The sequence below is a fragment of the Dietzia psychralcaliphila genome (assembly GCF_003096095.1).
In the GTDB taxonomy this organism is placed as follows: Bacteria; Actinomycetota; Actinomycetes; order Mycobacteriales; family Mycobacteriaceae; genus Dietzia; species Dietzia psychralcaliphila.
In genome coordinates this window covers 601,983-626,176 of record NZ_CP015453.1, presented here as the reverse complement: position 1 = coordinate 626,176, position 24,194 = coordinate 601,983, and the positions used below count along the sequence as shown (strand labels likewise).

20 protein-coding genes are annotated in these 24,194 nt (G+C 71.5%); 6 read left to right on the top strand and 14 right to left on the bottom strand.

All coding sequences use genetic code 11. The features are described 5' to 3' along the window. Positions 1–55: 55 nt before the first annotated feature. Together folE and ftsH are read right to left on the bottom strand one after the other, a co-directional pair. Complete coding sequence (folE, locus tag A6048_RS02755) at positions 56–679, bottom strand: GTP cyclohydrolase I FolE (protein WP_107748925.1); 624 nt, start codon at positions 677–679, stop codon at positions 56–58. 33 nt (positions 680–712) lie between these two features. Further along, positions 713–3,232, bottom strand: a complete 2,520-nt coding sequence (ftsH, locus tag A6048_RS02750) for an ATP-dependent zinc metalloprotease FtsH (RefSeq protein WP_107748926.1) — start codon at positions 3,230–3,232, stop codon at positions 713–715. Between the two features lie 166 nt (positions 3,233–3,398). Between ftsH and A6048_RS02745 the strand changes: the two genes are divergently transcribed. After that, on the top strand, positions 3,399–4,763 hold the full coding sequence (locus A6048_RS02745; protein ID WP_235027595.1) for an amidase: 1,365 nt from the start codon (positions 3,399–3,401) through the stop codon (positions 4,761–4,763). 83 nt (positions 4,764–4,846) lie between these two features. Here A6048_RS02745 and A6048_RS02740 read toward each other — a convergent pair whose 3' ends face one another. The 7 genes from A6048_RS02740 to dacB form a co-directional block, all read right to left on the bottom strand. Next, a complete protein-coding gene (locus A6048_RS02740; protein ID WP_107748927.1) occupies positions 4,847–5,083 on the bottom strand; it encodes a DUF1059 domain-containing protein in 237 nt (78 codons plus the stop codon). A 96-nt stretch (positions 5,084–5,179) separates the two neighbouring features. Continuing rightward, complete coding sequence (locus tag A6048_RS02735; protein WP_107748928.1) at positions 5,180–6,016, bottom strand: sigma factor; 837 nt, start codon at positions 6,014–6,016, stop codon at positions 5,180–5,182. Between the two features lie 48 nt (positions 6,017–6,064). Next, the gene (locus A6048_RS02730) at positions 6,065–6,523 is read right to left on the bottom strand and encodes a hypothetical protein (protein WP_107748929.1); all 459 of its coding nucleotides are present in this window, start codon (positions 6,521–6,523) and stop codon (positions 6,065–6,067) included. Positions 6,524–6,600: 77 nt separating this feature from the next. Beyond that, entirely contained in the window at positions 6,601–8,151 is a 1,551-nt protein-coding gene (locus A6048_RS02725; protein WP_107748930.1) for an acyl-CoA synthetase, read from the bottom strand. 136 nt (positions 8,152–8,287) lie between these two features. Next, a complete protein-coding gene (hpt, locus tag A6048_RS02720; protein ID WP_107748931.1) occupies positions 8,288–8,845 on the bottom strand; it encodes a hypoxanthine phosphoribosyltransferase in 558 nt (185 codons plus the stop codon). Further along, positions 8,846–9,916, bottom strand: a complete 1,071-nt coding sequence (tilS, locus tag A6048_RS02715; RefSeq protein WP_244911048.1) for a tRNA lysidine(34) synthetase TilS — start codon at positions 9,914–9,916, stop codon at positions 8,846–8,848. A 7-nt stretch (positions 9,917–9,923) separates the two neighbouring features. Next, positions 9,924–11,318, bottom strand: a complete 1,395-nt coding sequence (dacB, locus tag A6048_RS02710; protein WP_107748932.1) for a D-alanyl-D-alanine carboxypeptidase/D-alanyl-D-alanine endopeptidase — start codon at positions 11,316–11,318, stop codon at positions 9,924–9,926. 182 nt (positions 11,319–11,500) lie between these two features. Between dacB and A6048_RS02705 the strand changes: the two genes are divergently transcribed. Next, positions 11,501–12,013: an inorganic diphosphatase gene (locus A6048_RS02705; RefSeq protein ID WP_107748933.1), complete on the top strand. Its 513-nt coding sequence runs from the start codon at positions 11,501–11,503 to the stop codon at positions 12,011–12,013. 141 nt (positions 12,014–12,154) lie between these two features. On the opposite strand, the gene A6048_RS02700 is transcribed toward A6048_RS02705, so the two are convergent. The 3 genes from A6048_RS02700 to A6048_RS02690 all read right to left on the bottom strand — a co-directional run bounded on the left by A6048_RS02700 (position 12,155) and on the right by A6048_RS02690 (position 14,250). Then, a complete protein-coding gene (locus tag A6048_RS02700; RefSeq protein ID WP_107748934.1) occupies positions 12,155–13,015 on the bottom strand; it encodes a crotonase/enoyl-CoA hydratase family protein in 861 nt (286 codons plus the stop codon). Positions 13,016–13,038: 23 nt separating this feature from the next. Then, complete coding sequence (locus A6048_RS02695; RefSeq protein ID WP_107748973.1) at positions 13,039–13,245, bottom strand: PspC domain-containing protein; 207 nt, start codon at positions 13,243–13,245, stop codon at positions 13,039–13,041. Positions 13,246–13,422: 177 nt separating this feature from the next. Further along, positions 13,423–14,250, bottom strand: coding sequence for an SDR family oxidoreductase (locus tag A6048_RS02690; RefSeq protein ID WP_107748935.1), 828 nt, complete (start codon positions 14,248–14,250; stop codon positions 13,423–13,425). Between the two features lie 67 nt (positions 14,251–14,317). Here A6048_RS02690 and A6048_RS02685 point away from each other — a divergent pair, with 67 nt between their 5' ends. After that, positions 14,318–18,169 carry a Pls/PosA family non-ribosomal peptide synthetase gene (locus A6048_RS02685; RefSeq protein WP_107748936.1) on the top strand — a complete coding sequence of 1,284 codons (3,852 nt, stop codon included), beginning with the start codon at positions 14,318–14,320 and terminating at the stop codon, positions 18,167–18,169. Positions 18,170–18,264: 95 nt separating this feature from the next. Here A6048_RS02685 and A6048_RS02680 read toward each other — a convergent pair whose 3' ends face one another. Then, entirely contained in the window at positions 18,265–18,705 is a 441-nt protein-coding gene (locus A6048_RS02680; protein ID WP_107748937.1) for a winged helix-turn-helix domain-containing protein, read from the bottom strand. Next, positions 18,702–19,151 carry a hypothetical protein gene (locus A6048_RS02675; RefSeq protein WP_107748938.1) on the bottom strand — a complete coding sequence of 150 codons (450 nt, stop codon included), beginning with the start codon at positions 19,149–19,151 and terminating at the stop codon, positions 18,702–18,704. Before A6048_RS02675 ends, A6048_RS02680 begins: the two co-directional genes overlap by 4 nt. A 248-nt stretch (positions 19,152–19,399) precedes the next feature. Between A6048_RS02675 and A6048_RS02670 the strand changes: the two genes are divergently transcribed. The 3 genes from A6048_RS02670 to A6048_RS02660 are packed head-to-tail and all read left to right on the top strand — an operon-like array spanning position 19,400 to position 24,163. Then, on the top strand, positions 19,400–20,788 hold the full coding sequence (locus A6048_RS02670; protein WP_200837450.1) for a M1 family metallopeptidase: 1,389 nt from the start codon (positions 19,400–19,402) through the stop codon (positions 20,786–20,788). Further along, a complete protein-coding gene (locus A6048_RS02665; RefSeq protein WP_107748940.1) occupies positions 20,766–22,103 on the top strand; it encodes a polysaccharide biosynthesis protein in 1,338 nt (445 codons plus the stop codon). Before A6048_RS02670 ends, A6048_RS02665 begins: the two co-directional genes overlap by 23 nt. Beyond that, a complete protein-coding gene (locus A6048_RS02660) occupies positions 22,103–24,163 on the top strand; it encodes an arabinofuranosyltransferase (protein WP_107748941.1) in 2,061 nt (686 codons plus the stop codon). The genes A6048_RS02665 and A6048_RS02660 overlap by 1 nt, the downstream gene beginning before the upstream one ends. Positions 24,164–24,194: the final 31 nt, after the last annotated feature.

Here is a 24,194-nt window from a genome sequence, read left to right as displayed (position 1 = left end):
GCGCAGCGGTCGGGGCGCGGCAGACCGGCGGGACGCGGAGGGTCAGACGGACGGCTCACGTACCGCGCAGGAGGCCGAGGGCCTCCGCCCTGGTGGACGCATTGGTGCGCATGCTGCCCCTGACCGCGGAGGTGGTGGTGACGGAGCCCGGTTTACGGATGCCACGCATGCTCATGCACAGGTGCTCGCATTCGATCACCACGAGGACGCCGGACGGGGCGAGCTTGTTCACCAGCGCGTCCGCTACCTGGCTGGTCAGTCGCTCCTGGACCTGCGGCCGTTTGGCATAGAGGTCCACGAGTCGGGCGAGCTTGCTCAACCCGGTCACCGCACCAGAGCGCCCCGGGATGTACCCGATGTGCGCCACGCCGTGGAACGGAACCAGGTGGTGCTCACAGGTCGAGTAGATGGGGATGTCCCGCACCAACACCAGTTCGCGGTGGTCCTCGTCAAAGGTCTTGGACAACACGTCGGCCGGGTCGGTGTACATCCCCGCGAACACCTCGCGGTAGGCGCGGGCCACGCGCGCAGGGGTGTCCCGGAGGCCCTCACGTTCCGGGTCCTCGCCCACGGCGATCAGTAGCTCGCGGACCGCGGACTCGGCGCGCTCGGCATCGAACACTCGGCCGGTGGACTCCGACCGGGCGTCGGCCGCGGGGATGTGGTCTGGATTCGTCATCAGTCCTCTTCTCGCATGTCACCGACCGGAGGGTCAGTCGTCACGTTCCCACGGGGCACGCCAACCGGGTTCCTTGTCCTCACGACGACGGGACCCGCTCCGGCGTCCGTCACCGTCCACCGCCGACCACGCCCGCGTCGACTGGTCGGAGACGGTCGGGGACGTGTCCTCGTCCCCCGTGTGACCGGGCTCCTCGCGGGTCGTCTCCGGGGCTGCGGGAGCGGCAGGGAGCCGGGTGGTCTCGGACCCGCTCGGACCATACGTCCCGTTCTGGGGCCGGTTCCCGTCGGGGCCCTGCCCACCGCGCTGACCCGGGTCCGGTGTCCGGACCGTGCCCGGCGTCGTTCCCCGCGGGGGCCACCCGGGGGCCGACCACCCGGGGGGCGGCGGGGTGCCGTAGGCCGGGATGCCCGACGACGAACCCGCTGGTACCGACTCCCGCCCGGGGCCCGTCCGGCCCACTGGGCCCCGGCCCCCGGCCTGCCCGATGTGTCCGTCCTGACCGGTGCTTCCGTCCTGCCCGGCGACTCCGTCCTGACCGGTGCCCCCGGACTCGCGGCTCGCCGGGAGGACGGGCATCGAGAACGGGTCGCTCACCGGTGGCGGCCACGGCTCGCCGCGTTCCTTGGCCAGCTCACCCGGTGTCTTGATGGGCGGCCGGGTCGACGGGACGCGACCGGAGAAGTCGTCGAACTCGGTGATCCTCGGCCGCTTGACCACGTCCGCGAACAGCCGTTGGAGATCCTCCTGGCGGAGCGTCTCCTTCTCGAGCAGCTCTCCCGCGACCGAGTCGAGGATCTCCCGGTTGGATTCGAGGACGAGCCACGCTTCGGTGTGCGCGGCGTCGATGATCCGGCGCACCTCGTCGTCGATGATCTTGGCGACCTCGGGCGAGTACTCCCCTGCCGCGGATCCGCCGCGGCCGAGGAACGGGTCCCCGCCCTCACCGCCGTACTTCACCGCACCGAGCTTCGCGCTCATGCCGTACTCGGCGACCATCGTGCGCGCGATCCGGGTGGCCTGTTCGATATCCGAACTGGCACCCGACGTGGGCTCGCCGAAGACGTACTCCTCGGCGGCGCGGCCACCCATCGCCATGACCACCCGGGCGATCATGTCCGCCCGGGTCATCAAGGACTTGTCGTCCTCGGGGACCACCAACGCGTGACCACCGGTGCGGCCGCGCGCGAGGATGGTGACCTTGTGGACGGGCTCGAGATCCTCCATCGCCCACGCCGCCAGGGCGTGCCCGGACTCGTGGTAGGCGGTGACCTTCTTCTCGTGCTCGCTGATCACCCGGTGCTTGCGACGTGGGCCGCCCACGACCCGGTCGGTGGCCTCCTCGAGGATGTCGATGTCGATCTCGTCGCGACCCAGCCGGGCCGCGAGCAGGGCGCCCTCGTTGAGCACGTTGGCCAGGTCCGCGCCCGACATGCCGATCGTGCGCCTGGCCAGCGAGGTCATGTTGACGTCCTCGGCCAGCGGCTTACCAGCGGAGTGGACGGCGAGGATCGCCTCGCGGCCCTTGAGGTCGGGATTGGTGACCGGGACCTGGCGGTCGAACCGGCCCGGCCGCAGTAGCGCCGGGTCGAGGACGTCCGGGCGGTTGGTCGCGGCGATCATGATGACGGTCTCGCGGTCACTGAACCCGTCCATCTCGACCAGCAGCTGGTTGAGCGTCTGCTCCCGCTCGTCGTGGCCGCCGCCGGTCCCCGAACCACGGTGCCGGCCCACCGCGTCGATCTCGTCGACGAACACGATGCAGGGAGCGTTCTGCTTGGCCTTCTCGAACAGGTCGCGCACCCGCGAGGCGCCGACACCGACGAACATCTCGACGAAGTCCGAACCCGAGATGGAGTAGAACGGCACACCGGCCTCACCCGCGACCGCCCGCGCCAGCAGGGTCTTGCCCGTTCCGGGCGGGCCGTAGAGCAGCACGCCGCGGGGGATCTTGGCACCGAGACGCTCGTAGCGCGCCGGGTTCTGGAGGAAGTCCTTGATCTCGTTGAGCTCCTCGACCGCCTCGTCCTCGCCCGCGACATCGGCGAACGTGGTCTGGGGCATGTCCTTGGTGAACTCCACGGCACGCGACTTGCCGACGCCGAACAACCCGCCCTTGCCGCCCTGCATGCGCGACATGAAATAGAACAGGAGCCCGAAGAGGATGAGCATGGGCAGCAGGAACGAGAGCATCTGCGCGAAGAAGCCCTGCTGGGTGACGGTGGTGTCGTACTTCTCCGGCTCCGCCGCGGCGATCCGGTCGAAGATCTGGTCCGCCGCCCGGTCCGGGTACTTGGCGATGAGCTGGTCGGTCTCGTCCGCACCCTCTTCCGGGGTGATCGGCGCCTCGAGGGTGAGCCGCAGCTGCTGCTCGCGGTCCTCGATCGTCGCCTCCGTGACGTTCCCGGCGTCGATCTGCGCGAGCGCCACCGAGGTGTCGACCTCGGTGTACCCCCGCTCGTCGTTCGCGAAGAACGAGAAACCGACGATCGCCAGGATGATGACGCCCGCGATCGCCACGTTGCGGAAAACGGTGTTGCTCTTGCGTTCCATTCGGTCCTCGTGTGCGAAGGACGGCCCCGCCGGTCGGCGGACCTCGTGATGCGACCGACGTCGTCGCTTATCGACCCAGGCTACCTGCGGGGCCCGACGGCCGACCGCGCTGATCGCCGAGGGCGGACAGGCAGCGGTGTCGTATCCGCCCCGTACCATCGAGGTCGTGACCACCCCCACTCCCCCCGCGAGCCGGATCGCAGAGGCGGTGCGATCCGGTGCCGCGACGGCGACGGAGTCGCTCGACGCGGCCCTGGGCCGGATCGCCCACCTGGATCCGGCTCTCCGTGCCTTCACCACGCTCCTGGGGGCGGACGGCCGTGCGGCCGCGGCCGCCGTGGACGCACGGGACGCGACCGAACGGTCGGGACTGTCCCTGGCCGGGGTCCCCCTGGCCGTGAAGAGCACCGTGTCCCTCGACAATCCGGTGATCGCGCCCCTGCTGGCGGCCGGCGCGGTGCCGGTGGGGATCACCGCGGCGCCCCAGCTGTGCACCTGGGGGATGACGGACTCGGAGGAGCACGGGATCACCCGCAACCCCCACGACGAGGCACTGTCCGCGGGCGGGTCCTCCGGCGGATCGGCCGCGGCGGTCGCGTCCGGGATGGTCCCGCTCGCGGTGGGTGACGACGGGATGGGTTCCCTTCGGATCCCCGCCGCCGCCTGCGGGATCGTCACCATCAAGCCCGGGCCCGGAGTCGTCCCCACCCGGTTGGCCGGCGACAACTGGGGGCGGCTGGCGGAGTCTGGGCCCCTGGCCCGGACCGTCGGGGACGTGGCCCTGGCGCTGTCCGTGATGGCGGGGAGACCTGAGCTCGCCTCCGTCGGGCCCGTGCCCGGCGGGACGCGTGTGGGCCTGTCCACGATCAGCCCCATCCGGCTCGGCCGGGATCTCGTGCGTGTCCGGGAGCCGTGGACGCGGGCGGCCCGGGAGGCTGCGGCCCTGCTGCGGGCGCGCGACCTCGTCGTCGTCGAGACCCCCCTGCCGTCCCCTCGCGACCCGGTGCTCTATCTGGCGCGGTGGACCTCCGCGGTGGCCCGCGCCGCCGAGGACGAGAACCTCCCGCTCTCGGCGATGGAGCGCCGCACCCGACACCACGCACTGCTGGGCCGCACCGTGTTCCGACACGGCGGGGCCGACGACGGGGACACCAGGTGGAACCGGGCGACCGAGGCGTTGCGAACCGAGGTCGAACGCGCGATGGACGCCGCCGGAGTGGACGTGTGGCTCACCCCGGCGCTGGCCGACGTGCCGCCCGAGGCCACCGAATGGCACCGGCGTTCATGGGGCCGCTCACTCTGGGCGTCGATGCGGTTCTCCCCGTTCACCCCACTGGCCAACGTGCTCGGCTGGCCCGCGATGTCCGTTCCGTGCGGTCGCACCGTGACCCCCGCAGGCAGGGACCTCCCCACCTCGGTGCAACTCATCGGTCGTCCCGGTTCGGAGACGACCCTGCTCGCACTGGCCAGCGCGATCGAACAGGCTGGCGCGATCGACCAGGCCGGGGCGATCGACCAGGCCGGGACCTGAGGCGACACGGCGACGTCCGAGAGACGCGCGACGGTCGAGAGACCAGGGACTTTCGAGAGGCGCGGGACGTTCGAGAGACGCGGTCAGTCCTCCGGTAGTTCGGCGAAGCGCGTCTTGACGTCGTTGTACCACCCGAGCGCCTGCCGGGGCCGCATCCACCGCCCCTTCATCTCCTTCCGTGCGGGCCCGTGCGCCTCGTCGCCTCCCTTGACGAGCTCCTTCAGGTGGGCGTCCTGGGCGTTGATCACGTCGTCCGCGGTCTCGCCGCGATGCGCGAGGTCGCAGGGTCCGCCGAGGTCTCTGCAGGTCATGGTCTTCATGTGATCGTTCCTCCCGTGTCCGGGTAGCGCGGTGTGCGCTCCTCACCATGATGACGAGCGGCGGGACCGAGATGTGACCTCTCCCGGGTGGGGGGGTCAGCGCCGGTCGCCGTCCCGCCGTCGGTCGATGGTCTCCAGCGCCTCCGGTTCGGCTCGGAAGTCGATGCGCGTCACCAATCCGGCCGAGACGCGGAAGTCGAACGCCACCCGAGCGACTCCGCGGTCGAACCACGCCGCGCCCGGCCGGCCGAGGACGAACACCGGCAACGCGGCGGCCGCCGCGCCGTCGAAGAACTCCGCCACCGCGTCGCGGCCCTCGATGCGCGCGGGGGTGCCGAGGCCCACCGCGACCGGGTCGCCGGCCACCACCACCCCCGGTGCGAGGAGTTCCAGTAGACGGGAGAACTCGCCGTCCCTGGCCGCGGAGAGGAAGGCGTCGACCACCTGCCAGTCCACCGATCCGTGTCCGTCCGGCGGCGCCGCGACCTTCGACCGTGCCCTCGACGCGTGCTTGCGGGCGGCGACCGGGGTGCAGTCCAGAATCCCGGCGATGGTGGCGAAGTCGACCGCGAAGGAGTCGTGCAGGACCAACGCCACCCGCTCGGCCGGGGTCAGCCGGTCGAGCACCAGGTGCAGAGCCGAACCCACCGAGTCGGCGAGGGCCACCTCCTCGGCCGGGCCGGGATCGACACCCGCACGGTCGGGCGGTTCGTGGGGCGCCGGCACCGCCGCCTTGAGACGATCCAGACACACCCTGGTGACCACGGTGGTCAGCCACCCCGGCAGATTGTCGACGGCGGTGACGTCCGTCCTCGCCAATCGCAGCCACGCCTGTTGGACCGCGTCCTCGGCCTCGGCCGGGTCACCGAGGACCCGCGCCGCGATCCGCGTGAGTCTGGGCCGCTCGTGCTCGAACTCGCCGGTCAGGTCCATCCACGCATCATCCCCGTTCCGAGCCGCCCGGACGGACCCGCGCGCCGCTCAGCCCCGTCCGTACCGGTAGAGGTAGCGGGAGGCGTACACCCCGTCGGTGACCACCGAGACCACCCGCAGGAGGGACGGTCCGTCGAGACGGACCTCGTCGGTGATGGCGGTGTCGCCGTCGTCGACGCGCAGGCACCCGACCGGAGCCACCTCGTCGCTGAACACGAAGACCCGGCCGTCCTGACCGTCCACCGCGGCGAGGTAGCCGTCGAAGAGGTCGTTCGCGTCGCCGAGCACGCCGTCGTAGGAGTGGAACAGGGCGTACTCCGTGGGCCGGCCGGACTCGGTGAACCGCCCCTGGTCACCGATGGTGAGCGTGACCCCCGAGTTGGGCGTGGCGTCCGGCATCGGCGTGGGCGGCTCGGTGAGCCAGCCGGTGGGGGCGTCGTCGAGGGTGAGCTCGCCGTAGGCGGACAGGGTCCAGGTGCCGGCGAGACCGGAGATGCTGGCGCTCATGCGGGCAATGCTATCGGCGGGTCCCGTCTCCGGCCACGCCCTAGGAGTACCGGCGGGTACCCGCGGGGCGTGACGGATCAGGAGACGCTTCCACTGGTGTAGCTGTCCAGGATCCGCCGCTTGACCAGCTTTCCGGTAGGGGTGCGGGGCAGCTCGTCGACGAAGTCCACCGCGCGCGGAATCTTGAAGTCGGAGACATGGCCACGGAGCGATCCGAGGATCTTCTCGCCCAGGTCGGGGTCACCGACCCGGTCGGGGGCGGGCACCACCACGGCGTGGACCTTCTCCCCCATCTCCTCGTCCGGGATCCCGATCACCGCCACGTCCTCGACCGCCGGGTGCAGAGCGAGCGCGTTCTCGATCTCCTGTGGGTAGATGTTCACGCCGCCGGAGATGATGGTGAACGCCTTGCGGTCGGTGAGGTAGAGAAAGCGGTCCTCGTCGAGGTACCCCACGTCACCGAAGGTGGACCAGTTGGGGTGCTCGGGGTGGAAGACGGACGCGGTTTTGTCCGGATCGCCGTGGTAGGTGAAGGTGCCCTCGTCCTGCTGCCAGTAGATGGTGCCGATCTCGCCGATGGGGAGCTCGCGGCCCTCCTCGTCGCAGATGTGCGCGATGCCCTTGAGCCCGTCGCGGCCCACCGATCCGGGGCGCTCGAGCGCCTCCTGCGAATTGATGAACGTGATGCCCATGCCTTCGGTGGCCGAGTAGTACTCGTGGATCACCGGGCCCCACCACTCGATCATCCGGCGCTTGACCTCGGGCGGACACGGTGCGGCGGCGTGGATCGCGTGGGTCATGCTGGACACGTCGTAGCGCTCGCGGACCTCGTCCGGAAGCTTGAGCATGCGCACGAACATCGTCGGCACCCACTGCGAGTGCGTCACCCGGTACTGCTCGATGAGCCGCAGCGACTCCTCGGCGTCGAAGCGGTCCATGAGGATCACCGTCCCGCCCACCGAGTTGACCACGCCGCAGAAGCGCAGCGGCGCGGCGTGGTAGAGCGGAGCGGGGCACAGGTAGACGCTGTCGGCGTCGAAGGCGTAGAGGAAGCTGAACACCGGCGTGTACGGGTCGGGGACCTCGTCGATCTGCCCCTCGGGCGGGTCCACGCGCACGCCCTTGGGCCGGCCGGTGGTTCCTGAGGAGTAGAGGAAGTCGTGGCCGCGGGGCTGGTCGGCGGGCGGGTCGGTCGGTTTCCCGTCGAGCAGGGACCGGTAGTCCTCGAATCCCTCGAGCGCCCCGCCGAAGGCCACGCGGTGCTCCACGCCGGGGTGCGCACCCGGGGCCACGTCGACGTGGTCGGCCACCGATGCGGAGACGAACAGGGCCCGCGCCCCGCAGTCACTGATGATGTACGACGACTCGTCTGCCGTCAGGTGATGGTTGATCGCCGCGATGTACAGGCCCACGCGCAGCGCGCCCCAGTAGATCTCGACCATCTCCAGGGCGTTGTCCGACACCACGGCGATGGTGTCCCCCGGTCGCAGACCCCAGTCCTCGGTGAGCACGCGGGCGAGCTGGGCCGATCTGGCCTCGAGCTCGGCGTAGGTGATCTGTTCGCCCGTCGCGGGGCGGATGACGGCGGGCTTGTCGGGAGTGGTGGCGGCGAAGGAACCTGGGAACATGTCGTCAGGCTAACCGCCGGACGTGACCTGGATCACGCAATTGGCAGACAAGCGTCCAACTCGCCGGAGAACCCGCGTCAGCGGGAACGTATGACGCAGGCGCGCGGGTGCCGCCGAACCCGGCGCCGCGAACCCGTCAGGAATACATGCGCGGGTGCAGCCGGCCGATGTACGGCAGGTCGCGGTACCGCTCGGAGAAGTCCAGCCCGTAGCCCACGACGAACTCGTTGGGGATGTCGAACCCGATCTCCAGGATGTCCAGGTCGGCCTTGACCGCGTCGGGCTTGCGCAGCAGGGTCACGATCTCCAGCGAGCGCGGGTTGCGGGTCCGGAGGTTGCGCATCAGCCACGACAGGGTCAGACCCGAGTCGATGATGTCCTCCACGATGATCACGTCGCGGTCGGCGATGTCCCGGTCGAGGTCCTTGAGGATCCGCACCACGCCCGAGGAGCTGGTCGAGGAGCCATAGGAGCTGACCGCCATGAACTCCAGCTCGGACGGTATGGACAGCGCGCGGGCGAAGTCGGAGACGAAGATCGCGGCACCCTTGAGGACGGCGACCAGCACGACCTCCTGCTCGGAGTCCCGGTAGCGCTCCCCGATCATCGCGCCCATCTCGGCGATCCGGTCCCGGATCACGTCGGCGTCGATGAGCACCGACTCGATCTCGTCGGCGTACTTGTCCGTGCTCATCTACGTCCCCGCTCCGCTCGCCCGGTCGATCTCCAGGACCACCCTTCCATGCCGCCGCCGCGCGACCAACCTGCCCCGGTCCCCCGCCACACCCGGCTCCGCGGGACCGGTCCCGCCGACCGCCACGCCCCCCTGGCCGTGCCAGTCCGTGACGAGCGCGGCGATCGCCGTGAGGTGCGCGTACGTGGGCGACGGGCACCCGTGCGCCAGCAGCCATCGACGCAGGACCCGGGTCAGCACAGCCGTCGGCAACGGCTCGAGGACGGAGACGTCCAGCCCGCCGTCGCCGGAGACGGGCACGGACGTGGCGAGGCTGTCCAGCTCGTCGTCGTCGACCCGGAGCAGCTCCGCGGTCCGCGCCAACCCCTCCGCCACCCCGCCCCCCAGGACGTCCTCGAGCAGGGGGAGCACCTCGCGGCGCAGTCGCACGCGGGTGAACGCCGGGTCGACGTTGTGCGGGTCCTCCCACCAGTCCAGGTCGAGGGCGCGGCAGACGGCGCGGGTGTCGGTCGCCCGCACCCCGAGCAACGGACGGCCCCACGGCGCGTCCCAGGCGGCCATCCCGCGCAGGGACCGCGCGCCCGAACCGCGGCCGAGACCCAGCAGGACGGTCTCGGCCTGGTCGTCGAGGGTGTGGGCGAGCAGGACCGGGCGGCCCTCGCGCGCGGCGTCGAGCGCGGCGTACCGCGCGGTGCGGGCGGCGGCCTCGGGGCCCGAACCGTCGGGGTCGACGACGACGACGAGGCCCCGCGACAGCGCACCCAGTCGTTCGGCCGCCCGGCACGCGTCCCGGGCGACCTCGTCGGATCCGGCCTGCAGTCCGTGGTCCACCACCAGGGCGGTCACGGCGGAGAACTCGGTGACCGCGGCGGCGGTGAGCGCGAGCGAGTCCGCTCCCCCGGACAGCGCCACGCACACCTCGTCGCCCACCTCGGGGTGGGCGCGGCGGAAGGCCCGCACGGCCGCGCGGACCAGCCAGGCCCGGCCGGTCCATGCGGAGCCGGTCGAGGCGGAGCGGTCCGATTCGGGGCCGGACGAGGCGGAGCGGTCCGATTCGGCGCCGGACCGCATGGGCCCGCTACCTGCAGCCACAGCTGCGCAGCTCGGCGGCGATCCGGTCGAGGACCGGTCGTGCGACAGCCGGGTCGGTGCCGGAGGCCAGCAGCGCGAAACTCATCGTGCGGCCATCGGCGCTGGTGACGGTCCCGGCCAGCGCGCTCGTCTCCCTGAGGGTGCCGGTCTTGGCCCGCACCCACCCCGCGCCCGCCGCCGACGGGCCGTCGAAGCGGTCGGCGAGGGTTCCCGAACCCGCGGCGACGGGCAGGGCGTCGAGCAGGTCGCGCAACTCCCTCGTCGCATCGGGAGCGGCGGCGGTGCGCAGGACGTCGGTGAGGGCGGCCGACGAGAGCCGGTTGCCGGCGCTCATCCCCGAACAATCGTCGAGGCGGACCCCGGACATGTCGAGCCCCCGCTCGGAGAGCGTCTCCACCACGGCGGCGCTGCCCTCCCCGAAACCTGCCTTCTGGTCGGGATCCCGGTCGAGCGCCACCTCACGGCAGATCGTCTCCGCCAGCACGTTGTCCGAGTGGACGAGCATCGACCTCACCCGTTCGGTGAGCGGCGCGGAGGACACGCGGCCGAACTCCTCCGTCGTCTCCACCGGCTCCTCCGAGACACGGACCTCCGCGGGGTCGATACCCAGCTCACGGGCCAGTGCCCGGCCGGCCGCCAGCGTGGGCTCGGAGGTGCGGGGCGAGTACTCGTCCGCCGGATCGAGGCGACCGGCGTCGAGCATCCACGCCTGGACGGGGGCGATGTTCCCCGCCGCGATGTCGACCGGGGACCAGCCGGGTCCGAGTCGCGAGCCGGTGTACGGGCCCGGGGCCACGACGATGCGTGCGGGGGTCTGGCCGGCCGTGCGCACGACCCCCGCGGCCTGCGCGATCGTCGCCGCGCCCGGGAAGAGCGGGCCGGGATCGGCGGCACCCGACATGGTGGGGTCGCCGCCCGGGACCACCACGAGAGTGTCGGGCTGGGTGCCGCGTGCCAGGACGGTGTCGACGCGCGCGTCGGCGGGCAGGCGACTGAGCGCGGCGACGGCCGTGAGCAGCTTGACCGTGGAGGCCGGGACCTTGGCGTCGCGGGGACGGCGCTCCCACAGGACCTGCCCGGTGGCGTCGTCCACCACGCTCGCGGTCAGATCTCCGACGGCCGGTGACGAGGCCAGCGGCCCCATGATCCGGTCGAGGGCGGCCGGGTCGGGGACCGGCGCGTCGTCGCCTGCCGCGATAAGACCGGGGGACGGCGGTGGCGCCCCGGACGCCGACGCGTCCCGGCCGCCACGCAGTTCTCCCTCGACATCGGTGAGAAGTGCCGCCACCACGAGGCCCGCCACCAGCAGCGCGACCACCACCAGGACGACCCCGATCCGCCACGCCGGGCCCCGCTCGCGCCACACGCGCCGCTCGGTCACGGACCCCCACCCTCCTGGACTCGCTCCACCCCGCGCCCGACCGGGCAGCGGCCACCAGTCACCCACGCTAGCGGGCGACGTGACGGCGACCGCCCCCGGTGCCGCGCCTGCCTACTAGAATCGTTGCGAATTCCCGGGCGCGCGTCCCGGGTCCCGAGAATGACGATCAGCGAGGTACGCCAGTGTCCGTCGAAGTGACCATCGAGATCCCCAAGGGTTCGCGCAACAAGTACGAGATCCACCACGAGACCGGGAAGATCTACCTCGACCGGTTCCTGTTCACCTCGATGGGCTACCCGGCCGACTACGGCTACATCGACCACACGCTGGCCGACGACGGCGACCCGTGCGACGCATTGGTCCTGCTCGACGAGTCGGTGTACCCCGGCGTGATCGTCAACTCCCGCGTCGTGGGCGTCTACACGATGTCCGACGAGGCCGGCGGCGACGACAAGCTGCTGTGCGTCCCGGCCCTGGACCCGCGCTGGGAGCACATCCAGGACGTCAACGACGTCCCGGAGTTCGAGCTCAAGGCGATCGAGCACTTCTTCCTCCACTACAAGGACCTCGAGCCGGGCAAGCACGTCACGCCCGGTGAGTGGAGGGACAAGGCCCACGGCGAGAAGCTCGTGGCCGAGGGCATCGAGAACTTCCGCGAGCACCCCGAGGAGAAGGCCGAGCCCTTCCGCGGCTGACCCCGGCCCGGACGGCGCCCGTCCGACAGACACGCGAATCCCGTCCGACGAGCACGAGAAGAGAGTTCCGCACACATCGCCCGAGAGGCGGGTGTGCGGAACGCTCTTTTCGATGCAGGAGGCCGGGCGGAGCCGGTCGACTCAGCGGCCGGTGAACCTGGCCTCGCGCTTCTCGAACGTCGCCGAGATGGCCTCCATCATGTCGGCGGAGGCGAGGAAACCCGCGTTCCACGTGGCCACGTAGCGGTTGTTCTCGTAGATCTGCCCCTCGATGCCGCGGTTCAGCACCTCTCGGGTTCCGCGCACGACGAGCGGCGGGTTGCCCGCGATCTCGGCGGCGGTGGCGTGGGCCGAGTCCAGCACGCCGGCGGCGTCGTCGGCAACGTGGGTGACCAGCCCGTAACGCAGGGCGGCCTCGGCGTCGATGTCCCGTCCCGTCAGGGCGAGCTCCCTGGTCAGACCCTGGCCGATGATGTGGGGCAGCCGAGCGAGCGAGCCCATGTCTGCGACGATGCCCACCTTGACCTCACGGATCGAATAGGTGGAGTCGGCCGCGCCGTGGCGGACATCGCACGCCGAGATCAGGTCCACCGCGCCACCGATGCAGCGGCCCTGAACGGCGGCCACGGTGGGCGTACGGGCCGCCGCGACCGAGTCGATGGCCCGCCGCATGTTCTCCACGAAGTCCAGGATCCGCTCGTTCCTGGAGGCGTCGGGGGTCTTGTCCTGGGGCAGGAACTCCATGAACTGCGGCATCATCGCCATCAGATCCAGCCCGTAGGAGAAGTTGCGGCCCTCTCCGGCGATGACGGCCGCGCGGACCTCCGGATCGGCGTCGAGCTCGGCCATCACTCGGGGCATCTCCGCCCAGAAGTCGGGGCCCATGCCGTTGTGGGGGCCGGGTCCGATGAGCGTCACCTGGGCGACGTACGGGTCCCGGACCCCCTTCTCGATGCGGACGGACGAGTACTGACCAGGCGTGGCTGAGGTGGTTTCGCTCATACGCTCAGCCTGCCAGAACCGGATCAGGCGCGGACGTCGGGCATGACGAACCACAAGATCACGTACAGCAGCACCTGCGGGCCCGGCAGCAGCATCGATGCCACGAACAGCACGCGGACCAACACCGGGTCCAGCCCGAAGTAGTCCGCCAGGCCGCCACACACCCCTCCGACCCAGCGGTCCTCGGAACGGGTCAGTCGCTTCGCACCTGAGCCTGCGTTGTAGTCCATGATGATCTCCTCGTCGTGGTTCCCGGATGGTCGGGGATCGTCTCCCCCGTGACCTCCACTGTCCTCCTTCTCGTCCCCGGGCACATCGGGGAAAGCCCCGGTCGCGACCCTGATCTCCCGCTCGGGATCACTCGGTCAGGATCACGCGGTCGGGATCACGCGGTCAGGATCACGCGGTCAGGTGTGGAACTCACCGCAGTCCACGGTCAGGGTCTGACCGGTGACCGCGGAGGCGGCGTCCGAGAGCAGGAACAGCACCGGGTCGACGATCTCGCGCTCGCTGGGCAGACGACGCAGGTCCATCTTGGCGGCGGTGTGCTCGTAGACGTCCTCCACGGTCCCGCCGTACTTGGTGGCGAGGTGCTCGAAGTACGCCCTGAGGGTGTCGCCGTAGATGTAACCGGGCGCCACGGTGTTGACGCGGATCCCACGCGGTCCGAGCTCGGTGGCCAGGGAATGCCCCAGCGCGACGAGTGCGGTCTTGGCGATCTTGTAGCCGGCGTACCGCTCGCGGGAGTGGTGGATGACCGCCGAGGCCATCATCACGACCGAGCTCGGGCTGCGGTGCGCCCCGTCGCCTTGTGTCTCGTCACCCTGGGCCCCGCCCGCCTCGAGCAGCGGTGTGAACTCCTGGGTGGCGCGCAACGCGCCGAGCACGGACAGGTCGATCCCCCGCGAGATCTGCTCGTGGTCGGTCTGGGCCAGCGGCTTCATGCTGGGCACCGCGAACGCGCTGTAGACCAGGCCGTGGACGGCGTCGGTGTGCTGGGCGACGGTCTCGCGCAACGCCCGCACCGACTCCGGCTCCGTGGCGTCCACCGCAGCGGCGATCGCCCTGCCACCTGCCGCGCGGACCTCGTCGACGATCCCGTCGAGCCTGGAGGCGGTCCGGGCGGCGACCACGACGGTCGCGCCCCTCTCGGCGGCCCGCAGTGCGAGGGTCCGCCCGAAACCGGGCCCCGCTCCCACGATCACGACGGTCTTGTCCTCGAGCGATTCTGACATGAGTTAATAGAACCAGTTCCACCCACGCTGTGGGGGGAAGTTCACCCGACCGGGATAGCATCCGCACGTGCACACCATCCCTGAGCAGTATCTTCGCAGCTCACAGGCCCCGGACCCCCGGTCGCTGCTGGACATTCTGGGCTCCGCCGCCCAGGGTCACCCTGACGCTCCCTGCCTGGACGACGGTTCGCGCGTCCTGAGCTACCGCGAGGTGTGGGAGGAGATCCACACCTCCGCGCGCTGGATGCAGAGCCAGGGGGTCGGGGCGGGAGACCGCGTGGGCATCCACATGCCCTCGGGTGGGGTCGAGCTGTACCTGGCGATCCTGTCGACCCTGGCCGCCGGTGCCGCGTACGTCCCCGTGGACGTCGACGATCCGGCCGAACGCGCCGAGTTGGTGTTCGGGCAGGCAAAGGTGGCGGCCGTCTACACCGCCCAGGGGATGCGGGTCACCGACCCCGGGCGTCCGGTCGACCCGTCGCGACACCGGGGCCCCACCGTCGACGACGACTGCTGGATCATCTTCACCTCCGGCACCACCGGCCTGCCCAAGGGAGTGGCGGTGACCCATCGCAGCGCGGCCGCGTTCGTGGACGCCGAGTCGCGGATCTTCCTGTCCGACGCCCCACTCGGCCCGGGCGACCGGGTGCTGGCCGGGTTGTCCGTGGCGTTCGACGCCTCCTGCGAGGAGATGTGGCTGGCCTGGGCGCACGGGGCGTGCCTGGTGCCCGCACCCCGGTCGATCGTCAAATCCGGGCTCGACCTGGGTCCGTGGCTGCGCGAGCGCGGGATCACGGTGATCTCCACCGTGCCGACCCTGGCCTCGATATGGCCGGAGGAGATGCTCGCCGACATCCGCCTGGTGATCCTCGGCGGCGAGGCCTGCCCGCCCGAGCTCGCCGCGCGACTCGCCGGTGACGGCCGGGAGGTCTGGAACACCTACGGTCCCACCGAGGCCACCGTGGTGGCGTGCGCCGCGCAGCTGGACGGCAGCGGTGAGGTCTCGATCGGCCTGCCGCTGGACGGGTGGGACCTGGCCGTGGTCGACGCCACCGGCCTGCCGGTCGGCTACGGCGAGTCCGGCGAGCTGGTGATCGGCGGCGTGGGACTGGCCCGATACCTCGACCCGGACAAGGACGCCGAGAAGTACGCGCCCATGGACAGCCTCGGGTGGGAGCGTGCCTACCGGTCCGGTGACGTCGTGCGCCTCGAGGCCGACGGCCTGTACTTCACCGGGCGCGTGGACGACCAGGTCAAGATCGGTGGTCGCCGGCTCGAGCTGGGCGAGGTCGACACCGCCGTGTCCGCCCTGCCGGGCGTGAGCGCCGGAGCCGCCGCGGTCAAGAAGACCGATGCCGGTCAGTCCGTACTCGTCGCCTACCTCGTGGCCGACGACCCCGAGCACTTCGACCTCGCCGACGCCGCCGGGATCCTGCGGGACCGCCTGCCGGCAGGGGTGGTCCCCCGGCTGACCCTGGTCGACGAGCTGCCCACCCGCACGTCGGGGAAGGTCGACCGCGCCGCCCTGCCGTGGCCCCTGGCGCAGACCTCGGCCGCGGAGACCGAACTGGACGGCACCGATGCGTGGGTGGCCGAACTGTGGTCCTCGGCCCTCGGGGCCGACGTCTCCGGGGTGGACGAGGACTTCTTCGCCCTCGGCGGCGGTTCGCTCGCCGCGGCCCACGTGGTGGTGGCGGTCCGGGAGCGTTTTCCCGGCGTCACGGTGGGAGACATCTACGACCGCCCGCGCCTGGGCGACTTCGCCGGGTACCTCGACGAGTTGGAACCGGTGGCCGCCGTGGAACCGCGACACGTGCGACCCGTCGGCCGCGGCGCCCAGGTCGTGCAGGTCCTGGCCACCCTCCCGCTGCTCACGATCACCGGACTGCAATGGCTGACCTGGCTCGGGATCGCCAACAACGTCGCCGCCGCCGTGGGCATCCCCTGGGCGCGCCCGGTCTCGTGGTGGGTGCTCGGGGTCCTCGCGGTGCTGCTGCTGTTGCCCGCGGGCCGCATGGTGGTGACGGGTCTGCTGTGCCGGGCCCTCATGGCCGGGGTCACGCCGGGTGCCTATCCGAGGGCGGGTTCGGTCCACCTCCGCCTCTGGGCGGCCGAACGGCTGGTCGAGGTCTCCGGCGTCGCCAACCTGGAGGGCGCCGGCTGGCTCACCCCGTTCGCCCGCATGCTCGGCGCGCAGATCGGCCACGGCGTGGACATGCACACCATGCCACCCGTCACCGGACTGCTGACCGTGGGCGACGGCGCCTCGATCGAACCGGAGGTGGACCTGGCAGGCCACTGGCTCGACGGCGACGTCCTGCACATCGGGGCCGTGGAGATCGGCGAGAACGCCGTGGTGGGAGCCCGGTCCACGCTGCTGCCCGGCGCGGTGGTGGGCCGGGGCGCGCACGTGGAGATCGGATCCGCCGTGGTGGGCACCGTCAAGGCCGGGAAACGGTATGCCGGCTCACCGGCTCTCAAGCGGGGCAAACGCGGGTCCAGTTGGCCGGCCGAGCCCGCACCCCACAACCGCGTGTGGAGCCTGGTCTACCAGCTCTCCGCGGTGGCGCTCGGCGCGATGCCGCTACTCGCCGTGGCCGCCGGACTCGCGTTGGTGGTCTGGGGTGCGCGGGACGCCGCGACCCCCGGCCAGCTGTTGCTCCGCGCCGCCCTGTGGTCCGTCCCCGGGACGTTGGTCGCACTCGCACTGTTCGCCGCGCTCACCCTGGTGTCGGTCCGGTTGCTCTCGGTCGGCCTCCGGGAAGGGTTCCACCCGGTCCACTCCCGCATCGCATGGCAGGCCTGGTGCAGCGAGCGCATCATGGACGCCTCCCGGAACTGGCTGTACCCCCTCTACGCCTCGATGCTGACCCCGATGTGGCTGCGGGCGCTGGGCGCGAGGATCGGTAAGGACGTGGAGGCCTCGACCGTCCTGCTGATCCCCTCGCTCACCACCGTCCGTGACGGGGCGTTCCTCGCCGACGACACGATGGTGGCGCCGTACGAGCTGGGATCGGGATGGATGCGGTTGGAACAGGCGCAGATCGGAAAACGCGCGTTCCTGGGTAACTCAGGCATCGCGTCCGCCGGTCGCAAGGTCCCCGCGCGTGGGCTGGTCGCAGTGTTGTCCTCCGCACCGCAGAAGGCCAAGAAGGGCACCTCGTGGCTCGGTTCACCGCCGCAGAAGCTGCCCCGGGCCGTGACCGACGGCGACAGCGACGCGCGTACCTACCAGCCGCCCCGGCGCCTCAAGATCGCCCGGGGCGCGTGGGAGACGCTGCGCCTGGTCCCCGTGTGGCTCTCGTTCCTGCTGCTGGTCAGCGTGCTGGTGGTGATGCAGGAGATCCATCAGGAGTGGGGCTTCGGCGTCGCGGCGCTGACCTCAGGGATCACCCTCGCCTACGCGGGCCTCGTGGCACTTTTCGTCTCCGTGCTGGCCAAGTGGCTGTTCGTGGGCAGGATCCGGGTGGGAGAGCAACCGCTGTGGTCCTCCTTCGTGTGGAGGAACGAGGTCGCCGACTCGTTCGTCGAACTCCTCGCCGCGCCCTGGGTGGCCCGCCCCGCCACGGGCACCCCGATCCTCAACGTGATGTTGCGGCTGCTCGGGTCGCGCATCGGCCGCGGAGTGTGGTGTGAGTCGTACTGGCTGCCCGAGGCCGACCTGATCTCGCTGGGCGACGGCGTCACCGTCAACCGCGGCTGCGTGGTCCAGACCCACCTGTTCCACGACCGCATCATGCAGATCGACCGGGTGGACCTGGCCGACGGCGCCACCCTGGGCTGCCACTGCGTGACCCTCCCGGCGTCCTCGATCGGCGACGGCTCCACCGTGGGCCCGGCCTCGCTGGTCATGCGCGGCGACCGCATCCCCCCGGGCACCCGCTGGCAGGGCAACCCGATCGCCCCCTGGCGCGGCTGAGCAGGCTGCAGACCGCCACCCACCACCCTGGGTTGCGGCGGCATCGGGGCCGGGGTGGGTTGCGGCGGGGCCGGGGTGGGGGTGGGGCGGCGGGGTCAGCCGCCGGCGATCGCGCGCAGCGCCTCCAGGTGCGACCCGTAGGCCCTGCGACCCTCGCGGCTGAGGGAGAGCCACGTCCGGGGCCGCTTGCCCACATAGCCCTTGCGCACCTTGACGTACCCGGCCTTCTCGAGCACCGCGACCTGCTTGGACAGCGCGGAGTCGGACACCTCGACCGCATCACGGATCGTGGCGAACTCCGCGTCGTCCACCCCTGCCAGCGCCGCGACTATGGAGAAGCGCACCGGGGCGTGGATCACCTCGTCGAGCCGGTGCCGGGCGTGCCCCTCCGGCTGACTGTCGGAGCGCGGAGCGGAACCCCCCGGCTCGCCCGGGTCGGAGCCTCCGGATACGCCCGGGGAGGATCCCCCCGATTCGGCCGGTGCGCTCGTCGTCGTCGGATCGTCTCCCTTGGCGCCGCCCACCGCGTCGCTCATCGGGCCGTGCCCCGTCGCGCGATGCGCGCGGCGGCCACCAGTCCGGGCACCGCCACCAGCACCGCGCCGAGGAGATACCACCAGGGGGTGAGGCCGATCGTGGTGCGGATGACGTGCAACCCGGTGACGACGACGAGGACCATCGCGCCGGATCCCGCGACCCCCCAGAGGTACGTCCGACTCGATCCGCGGGGGCTGGCGCCGATCGATCGCCGCTGCCAGAAGATCACGGCGAACAGCAGCACCAGGTACGGCACCATCGCCCAGTTGGTGAACATGATCGCGATGGTCCCGACACCCATCACCACCGCGATGACCGCGGCGAACCAGGCGAAGACGCGGGCGTCGCGGGTGGAACTGACGGGCGGGCGCCCCTCGACCTCGGCGAGGAGCCGGGCGGCCTCGGTGCGATCGAGCGGGCCGGTGGTGGGGTTCTCCGTGGTCATGGCGACACCTTTCTCGTGGCGACTCCGGCGGGTTTCCACCCGAGCGATGACTAGACCATAGGCAACTACTTTCCAGTTTGGCAAGTACTTTCTCGATTGTGGCCTTCTCGCCTCAGGTCGGAGCCGGGGCCGTTGCCGCTACCGTGCCCGGGCCGGGCCGGTGCCTGGGTGGGGTGCCGGTGCCCGGATGGCGGGCCGGTGACGCAGCCGATCCCCCCGGGTCCACTACACTCGCGCAGGTCATGGATTTGAAGGCAGTCAAGAAGGACCTCGTCGCCAAGATCGCTGCTCCCCGTGATTCGTCGCGCGCCGATCCGGTCGACCCCTACCTGCCCAGCGCCGGTAACCACGGCTACCGGGTCACCCGGTACGAACTGGACCTCACCTACAAGATGAGCTCCAACAACCTGCGTGGCGGGGCCGTGATCACCGCCACCGCCACCGAGCCGCTCGAGTCCGTCCAGCTCGACATGTCCCCCCACCTCGAGGTGGCCAAGGTGTCGCTGGACCGCGGCCGGGTGGCCAAGTACACCCGTCCGCGGGGCAAGCTCACCGTCACCCCGGCCGAGCCGATCCCCGTGGGCGCCGCGTTCACGCTCACCATCCGGTACTCGGGTAACCCGCGGCCCATCCGCGGCGCCTGGGGCGAGGTCGGGTGGGAGGAGCTCACCGACGGCGTCCTCGTGGCCAACCAGCCCAATGGTGCCGCCAGTTGGTTCCCGTGCGACGACCACCCGTCGTCCAAGGCGCCGTTCCGGATCCGGCTCACCACGGACTCGCCCTACCGCGCCGTCGTGACGGGCTCACTGGTGGGCAAGAAGCGCAGCGGCAGCATGACCACGTGGGAGTTCGACCTCCCGCAGCCCACCTCCACCTACCTCGTCACCATCAACCTGGGGCTGTACGAGCACCTGGAGGTGACCGGCGGGAAGGTGCCGTTCCGGGCCTACCTGCCCGCCGACCTCAAGCGCGACTTCCGCGTCGCGTTCGCCCGCCAGGTCGAGATGATCGACGTCTTCACCGACCTGTTCGGCCCGTACCCGTTCCCGGACTACAAGGTCGTGGTGACCGACGACGAGCTGGAGATCCCCCTCGAGGCGATGGGGATGTCCACGTTCGGTCGCAATACCGCCGAGGCGGGGACCGGCGACGAACGCCTGATCGCCCACGAGCTCGCCCACCAGTGGTTCGGCAACGCCGTCACCGCCGCCGAATGGAAGCACATCTGGCTCCACGAGGGCTTCGCCTGCTACGCCGAGTGGCTGTGGACCGAGTTCTCCGGCGGCGCGGACGCGGGCAGCCACGCGCTGCGCTACTACTCCAAGCTGCAGAACTCACCGCAGAACCTCCTCCTGGCCGACCCCGGACCCAAGGACATGTTCGACGACCGCGTCTACAAGCGCGGCGCGCTCACCCTGCACGCGCTGCGCCTGACGATCGGCGACGAGAAGTTCTTCCAGTTGCTGCGTGACTGGGTGGCCAAGTACTCGGGCAGCACCGCGACCACCGACGACTTCCTGCACATGGCTGCCGACCACTCCCCCGTGGACCTGCGGCCCCTGTGGGCCGCGTGGCTGTTCTCGGAACCGCTGCCGTCCACCCTCGGCATGCCCGATGACCACGCCGGCCGCCGCTGATCCGACGCCCACGACCGGCCACCGCGCCGCGGGTGGGATGCGGGCGCTGACCCTGGCGACGGTGTTCGCCGCCGCCTCCGGCTACCTGGTGATGCTTGTCGCCGGCCGTGCGCTGGGCCCGGCGGACTATCCGCTCTTCGCCACCTACTGGGGCGCGTTCTTCGCGCTGGGCGGAGTGGCCAACGGGCTCATGCAGGAGGCCACCCGGGCGGTGCGCTCGGCGCGCCTGAGTTCCACGCCGGACGCCGCGGGCATGACCGCCGCCGGGCGCGTGACCCCCGTCCCGGCACCGGGCCCGGGCAGCCGGGTCAGACTCCTGCCCGCCGGGCTGGTGCTGGGCCTGGTGTTGGCCGCCGTCGTGATGGTGAGCGCCCCCGTCTGGCCCGCCCTGGGTCTGCCCACCTTCTCCGGGATCGGTGTGGCGGTGATGGCGTTCGGGATCCTCGGCTTCTCCATGCAGGCCGCCACCGCGGGCGCGCTCTCGGGCACCGAGCGCTGGGGCCTGTACGCGGTGCTGCTCACCGTGGATGCCGCACTGCGGCTGGTGGTGGCGGGGGTGGCGTGGTGGTTCGGCGACGCCGGACTCGGGTTCGCGCTGGCCACCGTCGCCGGGGCGTTCACCTGGGCACTGATGATCGCGCTCTCCCCGGTCACCCGCGAGGCCCTGGCCCGTGCACTCGACGTGGGGCGCCGACGGTTCTGGCGCAACACCGCCTCCGCGATGCTGGCCTCGGCGGGGACGGCCGTGCTCGTGGTGGGCTTCCCCGTGTTCGTCACCGCCACCGTCCGCGAGTCGGACCCCGCGCCCCTGGTGGGCGCGGTCATCCTGGCCATCACCCTCACCAGGGCCCCGCTGCTGGTGCCGCTGACCAGCTTCCAGAGCGCGATCATCGTCTACTTCGTCCAGCGTCGCGACCTCGGCCCACGCGCCCTGGCCGGGCCCCTCGGCCTGGTCACCGCGGTCGGCATGGTGGGCGCCGGCGCGGCCTGGCTCGTGGGCCCGTGGCTCATCCGCGTGCTGTTCGGCGCCGAGTTCGAGCTCCCCGGGGCGGTCCTGGCCGCCCTCACCGCGGCCTCCGTGGGTACCGCCGCGCTGATGGTGACGGGTAACGCCGCACTGGCCTTCGACAGGCATCTGCTCTACAACGTCGGCTGGTGGGTGGCGGTGCTGGCCGCCCTGATCCTCCTGGTGTCGGTCCCCGGCCCGCTCGACGTGCGTTCGGCCATCGCCCTCCTCGCCGGACCCGGCATCGGGGTGGTGGTGCACATCGTGGGCCTCGCGGCGAGCGCCCGCCCCGAGCCGGGGCCCGCCTGATGAGCGCGGCCAGGCTGCTCGCGTGGCGCGCGGGCGAACTGCTGGCGGGGCTCGTCGTGGCCGCACTCGTCGGCGCGTCGACCCTCACGGCGATCGACGCCCTGTCCCTTCCGGACCCCAGCTGGCTGCCCGAGGCTCTGGGCGCCACCGTCGCCGCGGGTCTGGTGGTGGTGACCGGCTGGCACCTGCTGCGCCGGGGCCGTCGGGGTGCCGGGGGGCACGGCGGGCGCGTGGCCGGCCCCGGAACTGGCCCAGGGACCGGCGAGCGCGGACTGTGGATCCTCGGGACCGCCGGACCCGCGTTCCTCGCCTCCTCCCACCTCGGCCTGCTGCTGAACGGCACCCCGCACTACCTGTTCGGACTCGGCGGCGACCAGCTCAACCGCGTCGCCTACGTGACCCGCTTCGCCGACTCGCCCGCCCTGAACGACCCCTTCTACGCCGATGCCGCTCCCTTCTACCCGCCGCAGTGGTTCTGGGTGGGCGGGCGGCTGGCTGCTCTGGCAGGGGTCGAGGGCTGGGAGTTCTACAAGCCCTACGCGATCATCACCATGGCGATCGCGGGCGCGATCGCGTTCGTCGCCTGGCGCTGGCTGGTGCCGACCCGGCTGGCCGTGCTGTTCGGCCTGGTCACCGCGGTAGTCGGCGGGCACACCAACGCCTACGAGCCCTACTCGTGGATCCTCATCTGCCTGCTCCCGCAGGTCGTGGTGGCGACCTTCCTGCTCTGCGCCCGCGCCGCCGCGCGGTCGCGGGGCGCAGGGGCCGGGCGACCCACGTGGCCGCTGGTCGTGACGATCGGCGTCTACCTGGGCTGGGCCGCTCTGGGGTACACGCTCATCGCGGGTTTCGCGGCGTTGCTGGTGGCCCTCGTCGTCGTCGTCCACACCTGGCGGTACCGCGCCGAGCGCGGCCTGGTCGCCGCGCTGCTCGTCCGCCTGGTAGCGGCGGCCGGGATCTCCGCACTGCTCGCATCGGTGTTCTGGCACCGCTTCCTCCTGGCTGTACTGGGTGGCGCCGAGACCGAGCCGTCCGTGGCCAATGACTTCGCCCCGGAGATCGGCTCACACTGGCCGCTGCCGATGTTCGAGGTGTCCGCCGCGGGCCTGTTGTGCCTGATCGGCGTGGTGTGGCTGGTGGTGACGGTGTGGCCGGGCGGTGCCGGTCGGCTCGCCGACCGCGGTGCAGCGTCGCTGAGCGCGCGGATCGACTCCGTCGAGGACGACCACGACCACAACCACGGAGACGACGACGAGGAGGCCACCCTCTCCCGCCCGGGCTGGCCGCTCCCGTCACCCGCCCGCGCGCTCGTCCTGGCGCAGGCGCTGGGGTTGATGACCCTGACGGTGTTCGGCTGGTACGCGCTCTCGGGACTGCGAGCCGTCACCGGGTCCACGCTGCTGCCGTTCCGGATGATCCCGGTGATCACGCTCGCTCTCGCACTCGCCGGGGTGGTCGGCTCGCTCGCCCTGGCCCGGTGGGCGGTGGCCACGTCGCCCGCCCGCTCCCGCGGCCGGGTCGCCGCGGCCGCCGTGGTGGTGGCCGCACTCGCCGCCATCCAGATGATGCAGCACGTCTCCCAGGAGGACTCGGATTTCGCCGCCGCAGCCCGCGAGGCCCCGGCGCCCCCGACGGAGGTGCTGGCCGCGATCGACGAGATGACCCCCGGTCGGGAGCCCTCCGACCTGGTGGTCCTCACCTCGGTCCCGACGGTCTACGCCTACCGCCCGTTCTTCACCTTCCAGGCGCCCACGCAGGCCTATGCCACCCCGGCCGGTCGCTACACCGAACGGACGGACGAGATCCGTCGGTGGGCCACCACCACCTCCCCCGGCGACCTGGCAGACGCGGTGAGCTCCGGCCCCTTCCGTGGTCCGGACGTGATGGTGCTCGAACGGGAGGGTTCGCGGAACTGGGTGCTGCCGGTGATGGTCAACCGGATGCCCCTGGCCCGGAACAACAGTCGGGAGAAGATCCGGTTCCACCCGGAACTCTTCGCGGACCCGGAACTGTTCGACGTCCGCGAGGTGGGCTCGCGGATGGTGATCGTGCGGCGGTGACCGGGGCGGGCCGCAGGGTCGTCGGCGCGGT

Excerpts from the sequence above, each read along its gene's own strand:
- folE (WP_107748925.1), bottom strand. The coding sequence starts at position 679 with ATGACGAATCCAGACCACATCCCCGCGGCCGACGCCCGGTCGGAGTCC.
- ftsH (WP_107748926.1), bottom strand. The coding sequence starts at position 3,232 with ATGGAACGCAAGAGCAACACCGTTTTCCGCAACGTGGCGATCGCGGGC.
- A6048_RS02740 (WP_107748927.1), bottom strand. The coding sequence starts at position 5,083 with ATGAAGACCATGACCTGCAGAGACCTCGGCGGACCCTGCGACCTCGCG.
- A6048_RS02735 (WP_107748928.1), bottom strand. The coding sequence starts at position 6,016 with ATGGACCTGACCGGCGAGTTCGAGCACGAGCGGCCCAGACTCACGCGG.
- A6048_RS02730 (WP_107748929.1), bottom strand. The coding sequence starts at position 6,523 with ATGAGCGCCAGCATCTCCGGTCTCGCCGGCACCTGGACCCTGTCCGCC.
- A6048_RS02725 (WP_107748930.1), bottom strand. The coding sequence starts at position 8,151 with ATGTTCCCAGGTTCCTTCGCCGCCACCACTCCCGACAAGCCCGCCGTC.
- hpt (WP_107748931.1), bottom strand. The coding sequence starts at position 8,845 with ATGAGCACGGACAAGTACGCCGACGAGATCGAGTCGGTGCTCATCGAC.
- tilS (WP_244911048.1), bottom strand. The coding sequence starts at position 9,916 with ATGCGGTCCGGCGCCGAATCGGACCGCTCCGCCTCGTCCGGCCCCGAA.
- A6048_RS02700 (WP_107748934.1), bottom strand. The coding sequence starts at position 13,015 with ATGAGCGAAACCACCTCAGCCACGCCTGGTCAGTACTCGTCCGTCCGC.
- A6048_RS02695 (WP_107748973.1), bottom strand. The coding sequence starts at position 13,245 with ATGGACTACAACGCAGGCTCAGGTGCGAAGCGACTGACCCGTTCCGAG.
- A6048_RS02690 (WP_107748935.1), bottom strand. The coding sequence starts at position 14,250 with ATGTCAGAATCGCTCGAGGACAAGACCGTCGTGATCGTGGGAGCGGGG.
- A6048_RS02680 (WP_107748937.1), bottom strand. The coding sequence starts at position 18,705 with ATGAGCGACGCGGTGGGCGGCGCCAAGGGAGACGATCCGACGACGACG.
- A6048_RS02675 (WP_107748938.1), bottom strand. The coding sequence starts at position 19,151 with ATGACCACGGAGAACCCCACCACCGGCCCGCTCGATCGCACCGAGGCC.
- A6048_RS02665 (WP_107748940.1), top strand. The coding sequence starts at position 20,766 with ATGACCACGCCGGCCGCCGCTGATCCGACGCCCACGACCGGCCACCGC.
- A6048_RS02660 (WP_107748941.1), top strand. The coding sequence starts at position 22,103 with ATGAGCGCGGCCAGGCTGCTCGCGTGGCGCGCGGGCGAACTGCTGGCG.